Origin of the sequence: Vibrio sp. 10N.261.51.F11, assembly GCF_041471665.1 — a bacterium.
Classification (GTDB): Bacteria; Pseudomonadota; Gammaproteobacteria; order Enterobacterales; family Vibrionaceae; genus Vibrio; species Vibrio crassostreae_C.
On record NZ_JBFROW010000021.1, the window covers coordinates 1 to 13,832 of the forward strand.

The following is a 13,832-nucleotide window of genomic DNA, read 5'->3' on the forward strand; positions in this document are numbered from 1 at the left end:
CCATGCTCGGCGCACAAAAAATAGCGCTCATGTATGACATAAGCGCTATTAAATAACTGGAGGCTCAACACATCTCTTAAAGAGGTATGTTGGGAAACCTAGATTTTAAATGAACCGACATAACGATCGAGAACTTGTGACAACTCTGCCAACTGCTGGCTTGATTGCTCTAATTTCTCACTTGCGCTCAAACCGTTTTTGACTGAGCTATTAACCGTATCCATGTTCATATTAATTTCATTCGCTACCGCTGACTGCTGCTCCGTTGCCGTTGCGACTTGCGTATTAATATCAAGAATAGCCAAAACTTGCGTGGAAATTTTTTCCAAAGCTTGGCGAGCCATTTCAGTTTCAGTCGTACCCTCTTCAATTAAGTTCTTGCTATTACTCATCGAGCTAACAGCATTCTTAGCTTCGGTTTGAAGTTGGTTGATCATAGTGTCAATTTCATCGGTCGACTGTGCTGTTTTTGTCGCAAGGTTACGAACTTCGTCAGCAACAACCGCAAAGCCTCGACCTGCTTCACCAGCACGGGCAGCTTCAATTGCAGCATTAAGTGCCAGTAAGTTCGTTTGCTCAGAGATACCTCGAATAACGTCAAGAATAGTACCGATCGACTGAGTATTATCAGCAAGGCTCACAATGATGTCAGAAGCACTATTCATTTCGGCTTCAAGGTTCGAAATTGAAGTCGTGGTCTTCTCAATCGTCTTATGACCTTCTTGAGTTTCACTCGCTGCCATGTTTGCCGCACTTGCAGCACCAGCTGCGCTAGATGCAATTTCATTAACCGTGGCAATCATTTCATTCATAGACGTCACGACCAACATGGTTTGTTCGTTCTGTTCTTGCCCTCTTTGCAATGCTTGCTGCGACTGTTCACGAAGCCCAATAGCGGTCTTATTTAATTCGACACCCGTATTCACTGTTTGCGTAATTATCTCGTGCACCTTGCCAACGAACACATTGAAAGCCGATGAGATTTGAGCAACTTCGTCATTCCCTTTGATTGGCAAGCGTACTGATAGATCACCATCGCCTTCAGAAATATCATGCAATGTATTTTTCAATACCAAGAGAGGTTGCATCAGTTTGCTAAGAAGAAGTGATAGAACAACGAGACAAACAACAAAAATGAAAACCATTGAAGCGAGCTGGTAGCTAATAATACCGTTCGTTGCTTGGCTAACCTCTGTGATAGGAATGCCGATATCAAAGGTGCCGTACAGCTCACCGTTGACGTAGATAGGTGCCATGATGTCAAACACCCATACTTTTTGAACATCAGCGTACCATTTTGAATACTGTTGTACGCCTTGGGTTGCACCTTTAACTGTATAGCTATCTTCGTAAACCTTATTAAGTTTATTTTTATCGCTGTGAGCAATAGCACTTACGTTACTATCAATAACAATGGCATAAGTGACATCAGATCGCTGTTTCAGCTCACCCACCAGCTTTTGTAAATCTTTAACTGGATTATCCGAATTCTCTAAGATATACCCAGCATTTCCAGCCAAGAATTCAGCTTGAACTTGAGATTTGTTCAATATTATTTCATCGATTTTTTCGCTTGAAATGAAATAGGTTGACGCCATACTCGCAGCGACTGCAATGCCAAACATAATAAAAACGGCAAATAGGATTGTTTTCTTCATTTAGGTTGTCTCGACGCAAGTTTGTTAAAAATTCTCTGAAGGTTTCAATAACTGAAACCAAAGCTCGCACGTTCTGTCTCGTGTTAGAGCTCCCACTAATCCTTTATCTGTCAAAATCTCGATAACTTTAGCTAAATTATATGAGAAGCGTATGTTAGTCACACTTACATAACATATGGCGTATATATCGCGGAGTTTACACTGGGAAATCCGATCAACAACTAATGAAGTCGCTTAGACAAACACGTGTGAATACACAGCAATAGGCCAGAGACACTGCTATCGAATAAATAAAAAAGCGCGTTACTGCCGGTGGCAATAACGCGCTTCTTGAATCGATATTTTACGATATCGTTTTAAGCTATTCCGTTTAAGTTATATCGTTTTAATTAATCACTTTCACATAAGGAAGCACTCGGAATCCATCGCGTACTTTTTGGCTTGGAATGTAATGGCGGAAAGCCAAGTTAAACACACCAGAATCGTTCTCTGTTTTGATGTTGTTCACCGCATCTTCGCCACAACCAAAGCTTACAGTGTAAGTACCGTCTGCATTTTTCTCAGCCGTGTTTGAGCTTACGTTCGCCACTTCACCAAACATGAAACCTTGCTTGTTGTATACCGTTACCGACCAAAACGCTTGGTTCTTAGGATCATCAAAGGTTGCTTGATGACAAGTGTCTGCCGGGAAGTTGCCAGAGACTTCGTAGATATTGTCATCTAACTGCGCGCCACCCCAACCGATAGCCGCACCCACCGCGTACTTCTCTTTGGTAAACATCTCTTTTGAAGCATCTTCAGGGCTGGTAAACATACCAAACGTCGCCTGAGCACCATCGCGTTTCAGTAGTTTTGGCATTTCCATCTTAAGGTTTTTCTCTACCTCATCGAATGATTTCTCATCCACTTGCATTGCCATGAATTCGCCATCTGCTTTTGCATCTATGCTCATCTGATCTTGGATTTTATGAACTTCATCTTTGGTGAACGTCGCATCGGTACGAACGATGACATAAACGTGGTCACCACTGTGTGTAGAAAGATCAAACGTACCAGAACCGTATTGCATTGGCTGAATGCGGTGGTCTTCTGTAATCACCTCCATCGACATGTATTTACCTTCAGGAATCTCAGGTAGCGTAATCGTCGCGCCTTGCGAAACGTTAATCACAGCCATTGAGTAGTATGTGTCTCGGTTCATTCGAACCACAGGCTGTTTATCAGTTGGCGTTAGCTCGCGTTTGTGTAGGAATTTATTAACGCCAACAAGCTCTTGGTTTTTCAAATATTGGCGTGACGTTTCGTACACCGCGTAATTGTCGACGGTAGTCACTTCACCATCGGCATTGAAGAACTCTGTCAGAGTTGAAACTTCTTCAGCTGCGTAAGAAGAAAGAGAAACTGCGCTTAAACCTAAAACTACTAATGCTAATTTTTTCATTGTTGACCTCTAATAAAATCGATAACGCTAAATCAATACATAGTCCATTTGTTTTTGTTCGAACAGTTAGTTCGTTAACCGCTCAACTTGTGAACAATGTTATCAAGGCAGCATAAATTCACAAATGACATCGCCGTATAAGAGATATGCAGCGAAGTAATGTTACTTATCAACCTTTATTCTTGATTAAAATACAAACAATACAGTAGCCTATTTATAGACCATGCAATTCAGTATTTCCAAGGTGAGTCGTTAACAAAGATATGTTGATCGCGTATGTCGAAATTATTTTCGACTACCCTTAGCAAAGGTGATTTAAATAATTGCTTTAACTAACAATATTTATCTTTTCGCCATCTGGTGACCTGAATCTCACTTGATTAATTAGTCAATAGGTAAGCAAATGAACCCAACTTTAGACTCTATAAACCAACTAAAGCAGCAGATGGAATCCTCTGTAATTGGCCAACAACATATGGTTGACACATTACTGGTTGCACTACTTACAAATGGTAATGTTCTGCTTGAAGGATTACCCGGAACAGCAAAGACTCGTTCTATCAAATCATTAGCTTCTGCCCTACAAGTTGACCTTGGTCGTGTTCAATTCACTCCAGATTTGTTGCCTTCGGACGTAACAGGCACAGAGGTGTATCAAGATGTAGACGGCAAACCGACGCTTACCTTCCAACCGGGCCCCGTTTTCAACAATCTATTACTGGCCGATGAAATCAACCGCTCCCCAGCAAAGGTACAAGCTGCATTGTTGGAAGCAATGGAAGAGCGTCAAATCACTGTAGCTGGTAAGACTTACCAACTTCCTGATCTATTCATGGTTTTAGCGACACAAAACCCGGTTGAACAAGAAGGTACTTATCCGCTGCCAGAAGCGCAAATGGACAGATTTATCATGAAAATAAATCTCGATTATCCAGATGCGGATGCCGAAGAGCAGATCATTAAGATGGTTCGCAGTGAGGAAAAACCAAGCACTGAGAAGCCCGCCCCCATTGATCCGCAGTGTATTTTTGATGCTCGCGATCAACTGCGCGACATACATTGTAGCGACGCGGTTCTTAAATACATTGTCGCGATAGTGGTGGCAACAAGACAACCAGAGTTGTACCCAGAGTCACCCCTTTCACAATGGATTGGTGTTGGTTCAAGCCCGCGTGCAACCATCGCGTTAGACAAGTGTTCACGAGCGATGGCATGGCTAAACGGTAAGGACTTTGTCGACCCTGATGATGTTCGTAACGTGGTTCATGGGGTTCTGCGCCACCGCCTGATTCTATCGTACGATGCATTGGCTGAAGGCGTCAGTTCAGACAGAGTCATCGATGAGATTTTGTCTCAAGTTGCAGTAGCGTAACGCGAGAGGTCACCATGGAGACGAAACCAACACTTGATCCCGATATCTATACCGATCTAAAGGCATTGCGATTGTTGAAATACAAGGCGCATGGCTTTGACTTTCTACCTAATCAGCCAATCAACAGTGCGTTAACAGGTCGCCATGTTTCGAAGCTACGTGGGCGAGGATTGAACTTTGAAGAGATGCGTCACTATCAGATTGGTGACGATATTCGCACCATGGATTGGAAAGTGACGAATAGAACGGGCAAGCCACACGTCAAAATATTCTCTGAAGAGCGCGAGCGTAACGTTTATGTCATGGTCGATCAGCGCACGAGCATGTTCTTTGGCAGTACAGGTCGAATGAAATCTGTAGTTGCTGCAGAAATCGCAGCTTTGATTGCCTGGAAAGTCATAGACAGTACCGATCGTGTGGGCGCCATTATTTACAACGACAGCACTGCTCTGCCTATTTCACCGCAACGCAGCGCAAATCACGTACTCAAAATACTCAATGAGATTGCGAGTAAGAATCAGCAGCTCAAAGCGGGAAAGGCTCAAGACACCCAATCCAATTCCTTCGCTAAATTGTTTCATCAAGCGCAGAGGTTGGTTAAGCATGATGGGTTAGTGATCTTGATTACCGATGGCTACGGCTATAACGAGCGTAGCGAAGAGCAAATCAAGGCGCTCTGTCAGCACAACGATGTGGTGTTGTGTCATGTTACCGACCCTCTTGAGCATGATTTAGCCACGCTTAATAAGATGGTGCTCAGTGACGGGCAATTGCAATTATCCGTATCAGGCCAAGAAGCACAGTTACGCGATGCATTTGCCAAAGACGTGGTTCAAGCCATTGATAATTTCACGGCAGTGGCGAAGAAATATCGAATCCCTGTATTGCCTTTCAACACCGTCGATCCAACCGATGTTCAGCTTAGAAAAGCACTCGGCGCGAGTTAAATAACTGAGAATGCAGACTATGACGACTAACACTGGGCTTGAGCCTTTACAGCCAGAAAATGTGAATCCATTAATGGCCTCTTTGTCTGAGCCTTCTTTGCCAGAAAGTATCTCGTGGCTACCGAATGCTCCAGGCTGGTACTGGCTACTCTTGTTGCTGTTTTGTTTCGCTTTATATCGTGTCTATTTAGTTATTCAAAAGTACCTAGCAAACACATACCGACGCGCTGCTTTAGTAGAACTCGAGCAGCTCTCTTTAGAGGCTCAATCTGGTGAGTTTTCATCATTTCAAAAGCTACCACAACTGCTACGAAGAACCGCATTGTACGCCTTTCCTCGCGCAGAGGTCGCACCTATAACCGGTACAGATTGGGAAAAATGGTTAGACGACCATTGCACCAAGCGTCAATTTTCAACCGAGTTCTCTACATCAGAACTCTCAGGCGTACTTGCTCAGCTCGCCTACTCTTCAGCAGCGACATTAACGGGAGAAAAACGAAACGCCATCATGGAGAACGTTGCACTTTGGATAAAACATCACGAGGTGTCACATGATTGAATTTGAATACCCGATAGCGTTTACATTACTTTGTTTACCGTTTGCCGTGTATTGGTTATTGCCAGTTTACAAAGAGTCAAAAAGCGCGATTCAAGTGCCCTTTTTTGATCGCCTGATTGCCGTGTCTTCACAAGAGCCCTCTGAAACCGCGGTCAAGATGAGCCGTCGCAAAGTGCAATGGCTATTAGTCATTATCAGCTATCTCGCTTTAGTCGTCGCGATTGCTAAACCGATGTGGGTGGGAGAACCAATAGAACAAAAGAAATCCGCTCGTGAAATTATGGTCGCACTTGATCTGTCAGGTTCGATGTCAGAAGAGGATTTTGCCGATAAACAGGGCAACAAACACGACCGTTTAACGATTGCAAAGCAGGTATTGCGTGAGTTCGCGGCCCAGCGAGAACATGACCGCTTAGGGTTAATCTTGTTTGCCGACTCTGCTTATGTTCAAGCGCCATTTACTGAGGATATTAACGTATGGCAATCGCTGCTCGAAGACGTTGAACTTGGCTATGCCGGATTTCAAACCGCTTTTGGTGATGCGATTGGCTTATCAATTGCCGTATTCGAACAAGAGCAGAGCCGTCAAAGAGTGATGATTCTGCTTACCGATGGTGATGACACCCGCTCGAAAATGCCTCCTGTCAAAGCCGCGGAAATCGCCGCCAAATATGGCGTGAAGATTTACACCATTGCAATTGGTGACCCGAGTACCAAAGGTCGCTACAAGATGGATCTTCCCACTTTAGAGAAGGTATCAGCCGCAACTGGCGGGCAGATGTTTCATGCCATGGACCGAAAGCAACTCGAACAAGCTTACGCAACGATCGACGAACTAGAACAGCAAGAGTTCGAACTTTTATCTCATCGTCCGAAACACAGCTTGCACCACTATGCATTTGGCGTATGTCTGGTGAGCAACCTACTCGCCGCCTTAATCGTATTTGGTGCAAATCTGCGTCGTAAAAAAGAAATAAAACGCGTTATTCGCCGTAGAGAGGAGCTAACCAATGACTGATTTCAATACATTGTTTGGTGGCGATATCACCCAGTTTCATTTCATACGCCCATTATGGTTGTTAGCACTGGTCCCGTTCGTGTTGTTTTATCGCGCACTCGTTCAACAAGACGATTTGGTCGCACAGTGGCAGCCTGTGATGTCTAAAAACATGGTGGAACATCTGTCTCTCAACCAAAATCGAGCGCGTATGGTTTCTCCTAATCGATTGTTTTTGGTGTTTGCGGTTCTCGCCACGCTCATTATGGCGGGTCCAACGTGGCAGCAACAACCTTCACCATTTTTTGAAGACAATTCCGAGCTGGTGATCGCCTTGGATGTCTCTGATTCAATGAATAAAACCGATATTCAGCCGTCACGATTAGAGCGTGCTAAACAGAAGATCAATCAGCTTGTTGAACTGCGCGGCGACGCAAAAACTGGTTTAGTCATATACGGCGGCAGTGCGCATGTCGCTATGCCTGTCACCAAAGACAAAGAGTTAACGCGATACTTCCTCGATGTATTGGATGGAAGCTTGTTGCCAGATAACGAGAGCAAACCGGCTTCAGTGTTAAAGCCAACACTCGAGCTAATCTCACAAGCAAAAGCACCATCAACGGTTTTGATACTGACTGACAAGACCAATGACCAAGCGATAGAAGAATTCACTAAAGCGTTTGAACAACAGCAACACCAAGTGATCGTTTGGGCGATGGGCGAAAACCCACAAAGTGGCGGAAATGGCACGGCAGGTTTAACAGAAACTCAACTCGCTTCACTGTCACAACTGGCGCAAGCAGGTCATGGAAACATGGTTTCATTCACTCACGACGCTAGCGATGTAGAAGCGGTTTATCAAGGCATTCAAAACAACCTGTTTGCGGTCAGCGATAACGCCCTACCTTGGTTAGACGCGGGCTATTGGTTGCTGTTCTTGTTGCTGCCAATTCAATTGATGTGGTTTAGAAAAGGGTGGACGCTACAGTGGTAAATAATAAACAGGTAGTGAATCATAAGTTCGGTAATCTAACGAAGCCAACCTCTTCGACTCCGAACCAATCCAGTCGTTTAGCTTGGTTATCCAAACTTAAGCCAATGCACTTGTTGCTTGTGCTTATTGCAGGAAATCTGATTTGGGGAATAGCCGATAAGCACTCATTTTTTGATTTTTGGCTATCCAACGATCAACACGCTTATGTCGAGTTCAAACAAGGCAACTACGCGCAAAGTGCCGCTCTGTTCGATGATCCAACATGGAAAGCCTACAGTCGTTATTTATCTGGTGATTTCCTTGGCGCGATTGACCAATTAAGCACACAAGTAAGTAAACAAGGTGGCAAATCGGCAGCGCTGACTGATTTCGCTAAATTTATCGTCGCGAACAGCTACGCTCATACAGCCCAATTTGATAAAGCCACGGCGCTTTACAACAAACTATTGAACAACGAAAAGTATTTAGAACAAGCGACCAACAACCTAGCCGTTGTGGAAGCGGCGATAGAGAAGATCAAGAACACACCACCGACAAAACAAGATTCAGAAAAAGTCATTGATGATAGGAAATTGGTCGACGACGAACCAAAAGAAGGGAGTCAGAAGGAGCTGGTGATCTCTGACCAAGTCTGGCTAAAACAGGTCAGACAAAATCCATCTAAGTTTCTAAGACAAAAATTTCAGCAGGAATACAGCAATGAACAAAACTAAATCGACAGTCCGAGCATTCGACCTTCTGAAATATTGGTTTGCTGTCTTATCAGCGATGATGCTTTTAATTTCAATGCCTGCCAATGCTATTAATCTAGACCAGCTCGTCAGTGACGGTGAGTTGAAGCTGAATGTTGAAATTAAAGCTCAAGATGTCGCAGTGAAACAGCAAGTCGCACTCGACGTTGAAGTATTGAGTACCCGCCCCTTTCAAGAAGAGTTGGTATTACCTTACTTAGATATACCCAACACAGTCGTAAAGAAAGATGAGCAGAAAGTTGCTCGTTCAGCACGCACAATTGAAGGCATTAAGTGGTTTACACAAAAAGCACGTTACTACTTATACCCAATGCAAGCTGGCGAGTTTACCGTCCCTGAATTGAAGATTCCCGTTAGTGTAGAGCTGACCAGCGAAACAGTTGTTGAGGGCGTGATTCAATCGCAACCCATTAACTTTACATCCAAAATGCCCATAAGCAACATTGATGCAGACGCGTTGATTGTTAGCCCAAATGCTGAGCTTTCAATATCAACTGATCGTCCGTTAACCGACGAATTCGAAGTTGGCCACGCTGTCACTGCAACGTATACATTGAGCGTGGCAAACTCACACATGATGTTGCTACCGGAGATCAGCATCCCGGACATATCTGGCGTTGAGTTGTATCGCAAACCAGCAGTCAAAGAAAACGTGTTTAATCGCCTGAATAAAAGCAATACCGCGACACTCAAACAACAGGTAACGTTAATTCTTCAAGAACAAGGGAAAATCGTCTTACCAAAACAGACCATGACATGGTGGAACACCAAGACCAAACAGCTGCAATCGTTGACTGTAGAGCAGCAAACGCTTCAAGTCGGTGACGCAAAGTTATTAGACTCACTAAGCAACACTTTAGGATCGAACGACGGGGTTCAAACCTTATCGAATTGGCTAAGCCAATATTGGTATTACTTGGTCATTGCGGGAATATTCCTCGCTGCGATTGCTCGCCTAATCGGAAAGCATTTTATTGATTTAAAGCGTTATTTTGTCGCACGCCAGCAATTGAATACCAAAAAGTTGAATATTCAATTCTGTCGACACGTTGAAGAAAAGCAGTACAGCAAAGCGGTGCAAACTATCTATGAAATTACGGGGCGAACAACCTTGTCGAAAGGCACGCTTCAACTGCCTCTAGATTCTGAATCAAACGACATATGGAAGAAGTTATTGAAGCTTGGCTACGCAAAAAATACTGAAGGCTCGGTTTCAGCTTCCCTCTCAGTTTCGCTAGCAGAAGCAAAAACACTGTTAAAAGCCATCAATGACTCACCCAAAACCCGAAGAACACCTTTTAGGTTTAATTGGAATCTGAACTAAGCGGTGAACTTAACTTAGGCCGAGGGTTAACACAGACGTTGGGCTCAACTTTCACAAACAACGTCTTCAATCACGGACACGACTAAGTTCTTAAACCATTGGTGTGCTGGGCTGGTAACGGTTCTCTTATGCTCAATCAAAAACAGTTCGAACATTAATTCGGGAACATTATCTAGAGAGAATATCGGCACTATCTTGTCGCCTATTCCCTCTAGCTCCGTCAATTTGTGGGTCGCAACCAAAATTGTATCCGAACTCTGCATCACTTCCACCAGCGTAAGAAGCTGTCCGCTTTTAAAGGCAATATCTCTCTGCATTCCATTCTTAACTAAGTAAGTGTCTACAGGGTGTTGCAGCCCGTAATTCGAGCGAATATCGAGCGTGAGGTCAACAAAACGAGATTCGAGGCACTGCTCAAGTGTGACATTTTTCGCTTTCGCTAAAGGGTGATGTTCAGAAACATAAAATACCGGATAGATCTGCCCAAGACTCACGTATGGAAATTCGATTGGATTGCTAGGGGCTTCGATGTGAATAGTAAAATCTACATCTCGTGACAGCAGTTGACTGGTGGGCGTTTTCGCAATGGGATATTCGATAAGACTGGCGTTTGGAGCATCGTGCATGAAGCGTTCAGCAAGGGGAACAGAAAGCATCCGACTCATTAATGGCGGTACAGAGACAACAAAGGTTTGAACACATTCAGCAGGATCAAACGCAGATTTCGTTACTAGGCTTCGCATAGCCAATAGCAACTCTTCTAAAGGTGCTTGTAGCTCTAGCGCTTTTTGCGTGGGCACTAAGCCATTAGACTCTCGATAGAACAGTGGGTCATCAAACAACTCTCGCAAGCGACTTAAGGTACGACTCATCGCAGGCTGAGACAGATACAAGGTATTGGCAGCTCGCGTTACGTTCCTCTCTTTGATTAAAACACTTAACGACACCAATAAGTTTAGATCCAGCCGAGAAAGCTGTTGTTCGATAGTCATCATAAGACATGCATCTGAGTAATATCACTCCTTAAATAATTGCACCATTGTGACTAACAAACAAGTCTCTGTTTAAACGATGGCATTTATATCCAACTAAAAAGGCGAACCCATCGGTTCGCCTTTTTGTTTAAAGATTCGTATTTATCGATTGATCGCCAAATATGAGCCAGCAGCAATCATTATTCCACCAGCACTTTGATTTAGTCTTTTATGTGCGCGTGGCGTTTTAAGTAAACTCGCCATTCTGCCCGCACCCATCGCAATCAGCATTACACCAGACATCAAAGCAACAAATGCTAAAACGGAAACCAAGACGATATCTTGTGAGCGTAAAACCGTCAAATCAATGAAAGTCGGCAAGAACGAAATATAAAACAGAATCACTTTAGGGTTTGATGCTGAAATCAAAAAGCCTTGCGCGAAACTCGCGAGTTCGGATTTCTGACTCTGTTTGGCGGCGAGTTCAGCTGAGCCTTGCACTTCAGGTAAGATCTTAAACATCTTATAGCCCAAGTAAATCAAATAAGCTGCACCAACGTAGCGAATCACCTCAAACGCAATCGACCAATTCTCGGCAATCGTTGCTAGACCGAAACAGGCAAGCGCAAGGTAAATAAGATCACTGCATATCATACCTAACGAAAGCGTGACGCACTTTCGCCATCCTTGAACCATAGCACGAGCTAAAATGGCAAAGACGCCAGGCCCCGGAGTAATACCAAATACAAACATGGCAATAAAGAATGTAATCGCACTTTCTAATGACATTGGACTGTCCTTTTCTATAACCCAACATAATTGATCATGAACGTATCATGGAGCTTCGATTCTGGTAAAGAACGTTTTTGACTAAGTTCTATTTACACAACTCATGTTTTGAATAAGTGTCGCACGTAATTTACCCACCAGACTTAATTAAACCTAAAACCTAAGTGCTTTTCGTTAGGGCATAAAAAAGGCGAACCTATTGGCTCGCCTTGATCATTTTATTCGTCAGAACCGTTTAGTCATTACGAATAGGTGATAACAGCTCAGGGTTAACCACCAAGTTTCTCACACCGTGGGCGTGATCTTCGTTAAAGTCATTGCCTTCACACCAGCTACCTACTGTCGCGATATTTACTTTCGCGACTTGTGGTCTAACGCTCCATGTTACTTGGAAAGGTGAACCTTGCTCATTATAACCAGGACCCGTTGTAGAGCCTGCGTATTGGATCGCTGAGCCCGTATCTTGTGGGATGTTTGGTGCTTGGTGTAAGCCGTTCACTTTTGAATGTTTAGCGAGCGCTTCAAAGTCGGGTGCTTTGTCGTCATTCACTAATACGTAAACTTGGGTTTCTACACGCAGTTGCGGGTTGGTAATCGCATCGTTAAAACAAGCACCCAGTGTTTCACCCGGTTCAACTTGCGCCGTTGAATAAACATAGTGAACTTCAATGGTGTCACCCGAATGCAAAGAACCATGCTCGCTCGGACAAACCTTGCCCTCAAATGGTTTCAGCTCAGCAGAACTCAGCTTGCCTGTGTATTTAAAGCCACTCTGGAATCCCTTACCATCACCGTTACCAGCGTATTGAGTAAACTCTCCACCTTTATGCTCAGCATTTTTATGGAAGTGAATATTACATAAGTTCATCGCTGTTGAATCAGGGGCATCCGAGAACAGCCTAGTATTTTTACCTTCTAATGAACCCAAATCTCGTGGAGCTTGCGGTCCAAAACCTTGTCCTTGGGTATTTTCAGAAAGCTTCGCTCTTTGTTCTGCGATAACTCCATCTGATACAGACTCATGGTTCGCATCTGATGCATTTGCATGAGCTGACAACATCACCAATGCGGCACTTAAAAACACACTCTTATTCTTCATTTTTCTTCCCTAGAATATTGATAACTAAACCTAAACCTACTTAACAGCAAACATCTTACTATGCTCGTAAGTGAATATAAGAGTTGTCTTTGTAAGATTAGATTTCATTGCTTACTTTGGGATGAGTATTAGAACCCTTGATGCATATAACAAGTCAAACAGGGTAAATTCGGCGACTCCCTTCCAGAACTAATAATTCCTATTTTCGTTAACCGTCGCCTGACTCAGCGCTCAGATAAGTGAACACGATTCTTAGGAAGAATGGTGGCCAGATTTAGAAGACCAAAAAAGGCGAACCATCTGGCTCGCCTTCACGTTTCATTCTATCTATTAGGTTGTCGTTCTAGGTTAACGATTTAACCGTTACCGGTGGCAAATATCCCAAACGTCATGACGTTCAATGCATCTGTCACGCCCTCTAGTGATTTAATCACCGTCTTAGTCGGTTTATTATGACGAATAAAATAGCTTCCGATGCCTTTTTCACCGCCACTCTTAGCATCGCTTTCAGTTGTTTCTGTCGCTTCTATTTGAGGGGGCTCCACTGATTCTGGCTCTGCATTGGCGTGAGCTATCGTGTCTTTATTTGAATCAAGGTTAGTGAGTGGTTGATGATTAACGATTGAATCATGGGAAGAATCAACGCTGGTCTCAGCGTTTGTATCCTTTGAAGTCTCGAGATTACTCTCTCCCTCTATACTTTTCGACATAGCGTCTTCGTTGCTCAATGTCTCGTCGTCTAGCTGATGATTACTCGTTGAAGAACAGGCTGTTAAGAAGAACAGGCTAACGATGAATATGAGTAAGTTTCTCATCATAATGATAAAGCACGAATTAATAAAACATTGTTCGATTGTATTTTATTTGGCTGACGACATCCAGTGATAAGCGGAGTAAACACGAACAGTCACGGTCTTGAAGAGTAA

The 13,832-nt window shown here is 43.7% G+C and carries 13 protein-coding genes; 7 read left to right on the forward strand and 6 right to left on the reverse strand.

What is annotated here, in order from left to right; genetic code table 11:
• Nucleotides 1-98 precede the first annotated feature (98 nt).
• Both AB4351_RS07590 and AB4351_RS07595 read right to left on the reverse strand, forming a co-directional pair.
• A complete protein-coding gene (locus AB4351_RS07590) occupies nt 99-1,625 on the reverse strand; it encodes a methyl-accepting chemotaxis protein (RefSeq protein ID WP_229649685.1) in 1,527 nt (508 codons plus the stop codon).
• Between the two features lie 418 nt (nt 1,626-2,043).
• Nucleotides 2,044-3,099: a DUF1254 domain-containing protein gene (locus tag AB4351_RS07595; RefSeq protein WP_372125547.1), complete on the reverse strand. Its 1,056-nt coding sequence runs from the start codon at nt 3,097-3,099 to the stop codon at nt 2,044-2,046.
• 403 nt (nt 3,100-3,502) lie between these two features.
• On the opposite strand from AB4351_RS07595, the gene AB4351_RS07600 reads away from it, so the two are divergent.
• From AB4351_RS07600 to AB4351_RS07630, 7 genes are read left to right on the forward strand one after another with little or no spacing between them, the layout of a single operon-like run.
• Complete coding sequence (locus tag AB4351_RS07600; protein ID WP_076645339.1) at nt 3,503-4,471, forward strand: MoxR family ATPase; 969 nt, start codon at nt 3,503-3,505, stop codon at nt 4,469-4,471.
• A 14-nt stretch (nt 4,472-4,485) separates the two neighbouring features.
• The gene (locus tag AB4351_RS07605) at nt 4,486-5,418 is read left to right on the forward strand and encodes a DUF58 domain-containing protein (RefSeq protein ID WP_050648640.1); all 933 of its coding nucleotides are present in this window, start codon (nt 4,486-4,488) and stop codon (nt 5,416-5,418) included.
• A gap of 19 nt (nt 5,419-5,437) precedes the next feature.
• Entirely contained in the window at nt 5,438-5,977 is a 540-nt protein-coding gene (locus AB4351_RS07610) for a DUF4381 domain-containing protein (RefSeq protein WP_108155940.1), read from the forward strand.
• Nucleotides 5,970-6,995 (forward strand): VWA domain-containing protein, encoded by a 1,026-nt coding sequence (locus AB4351_RS07615; protein WP_372125549.1) that lies wholly within the window; start codon nt 5,970-5,972, stop codon nt 6,993-6,995. The genes AB4351_RS07610 and AB4351_RS07615 overlap by 8 nt, the downstream gene beginning before the upstream one ends.
• Nucleotides 6,988-7,968 carry a VWA domain-containing protein gene (locus tag AB4351_RS07620; protein WP_108099116.1) on the forward strand — a complete coding sequence of 327 codons (981 nt, stop codon included), beginning with the start codon at nt 6,988-6,990 and terminating at the stop codon, nt 7,966-7,968. The genes AB4351_RS07615 and AB4351_RS07620 overlap by 8 nt, the downstream gene beginning before the upstream one ends.
• On the forward strand, nt 7,962-8,681 hold the full coding sequence (locus AB4351_RS07625) for a hypothetical protein (protein ID WP_102453650.1): 720 nt from the start codon (nt 7,962-7,964) through the stop codon (nt 8,679-8,681). Before AB4351_RS07620 ends, AB4351_RS07625 begins: the two co-directional genes overlap by 7 nt.
• Nucleotides 8,668-10,044 (forward strand): BatD family protein, encoded by a 1,377-nt coding sequence (locus AB4351_RS07630; RefSeq protein WP_372125552.1) that lies wholly within the window; start codon nt 8,668-8,670, stop codon nt 10,042-10,044. Before AB4351_RS07625 ends, AB4351_RS07630 begins: the two co-directional genes overlap by 14 nt.
• A gap of 44 nt (nt 10,045-10,088) precedes the next feature.
• On the opposite strand, the gene AB4351_RS07635 is transcribed toward AB4351_RS07630, so the two are convergent.
• From AB4351_RS07635 to AB4351_RS07650, 4 genes are all read right to left on the reverse strand, one after another.
• Complete coding sequence (locus AB4351_RS07635) at nt 10,089-11,039, reverse strand: LysR family transcriptional regulator (RefSeq protein WP_108180379.1); 951 nt, start codon at nt 11,037-11,039, stop codon at nt 10,089-10,091.
• A gap of 141 nt (nt 11,040-11,180) precedes the next feature.
• Complete coding sequence (locus AB4351_RS07640) at nt 11,181-11,807, reverse strand: LysE family translocator (RefSeq protein ID WP_371721820.1); 627 nt, start codon at nt 11,805-11,807, stop codon at nt 11,181-11,183.
• A gap of 235 nt (nt 11,808-12,042) precedes the next feature.
• Nucleotides 12,043-12,906: a delta-class carbonic anhydrase gene (locus AB4351_RS07645; RefSeq protein WP_017072180.1), complete on the reverse strand. Its 864-nt coding sequence runs from the start codon at nt 12,904-12,906 to the stop codon at nt 12,043-12,045.
• A gap of 356 nt (nt 12,907-13,262) precedes the next feature.
• The gene (locus tag AB4351_RS07650) at nt 13,263-13,724 is read right to left on the reverse strand and encodes a hypothetical protein (RefSeq protein WP_372125555.1); all 462 of its coding nucleotides are present in this window, start codon (nt 13,722-13,724) and stop codon (nt 13,263-13,265) included.
• Between the last annotated feature and the right edge of the window lie 108 nt (nt 13,725-13,832).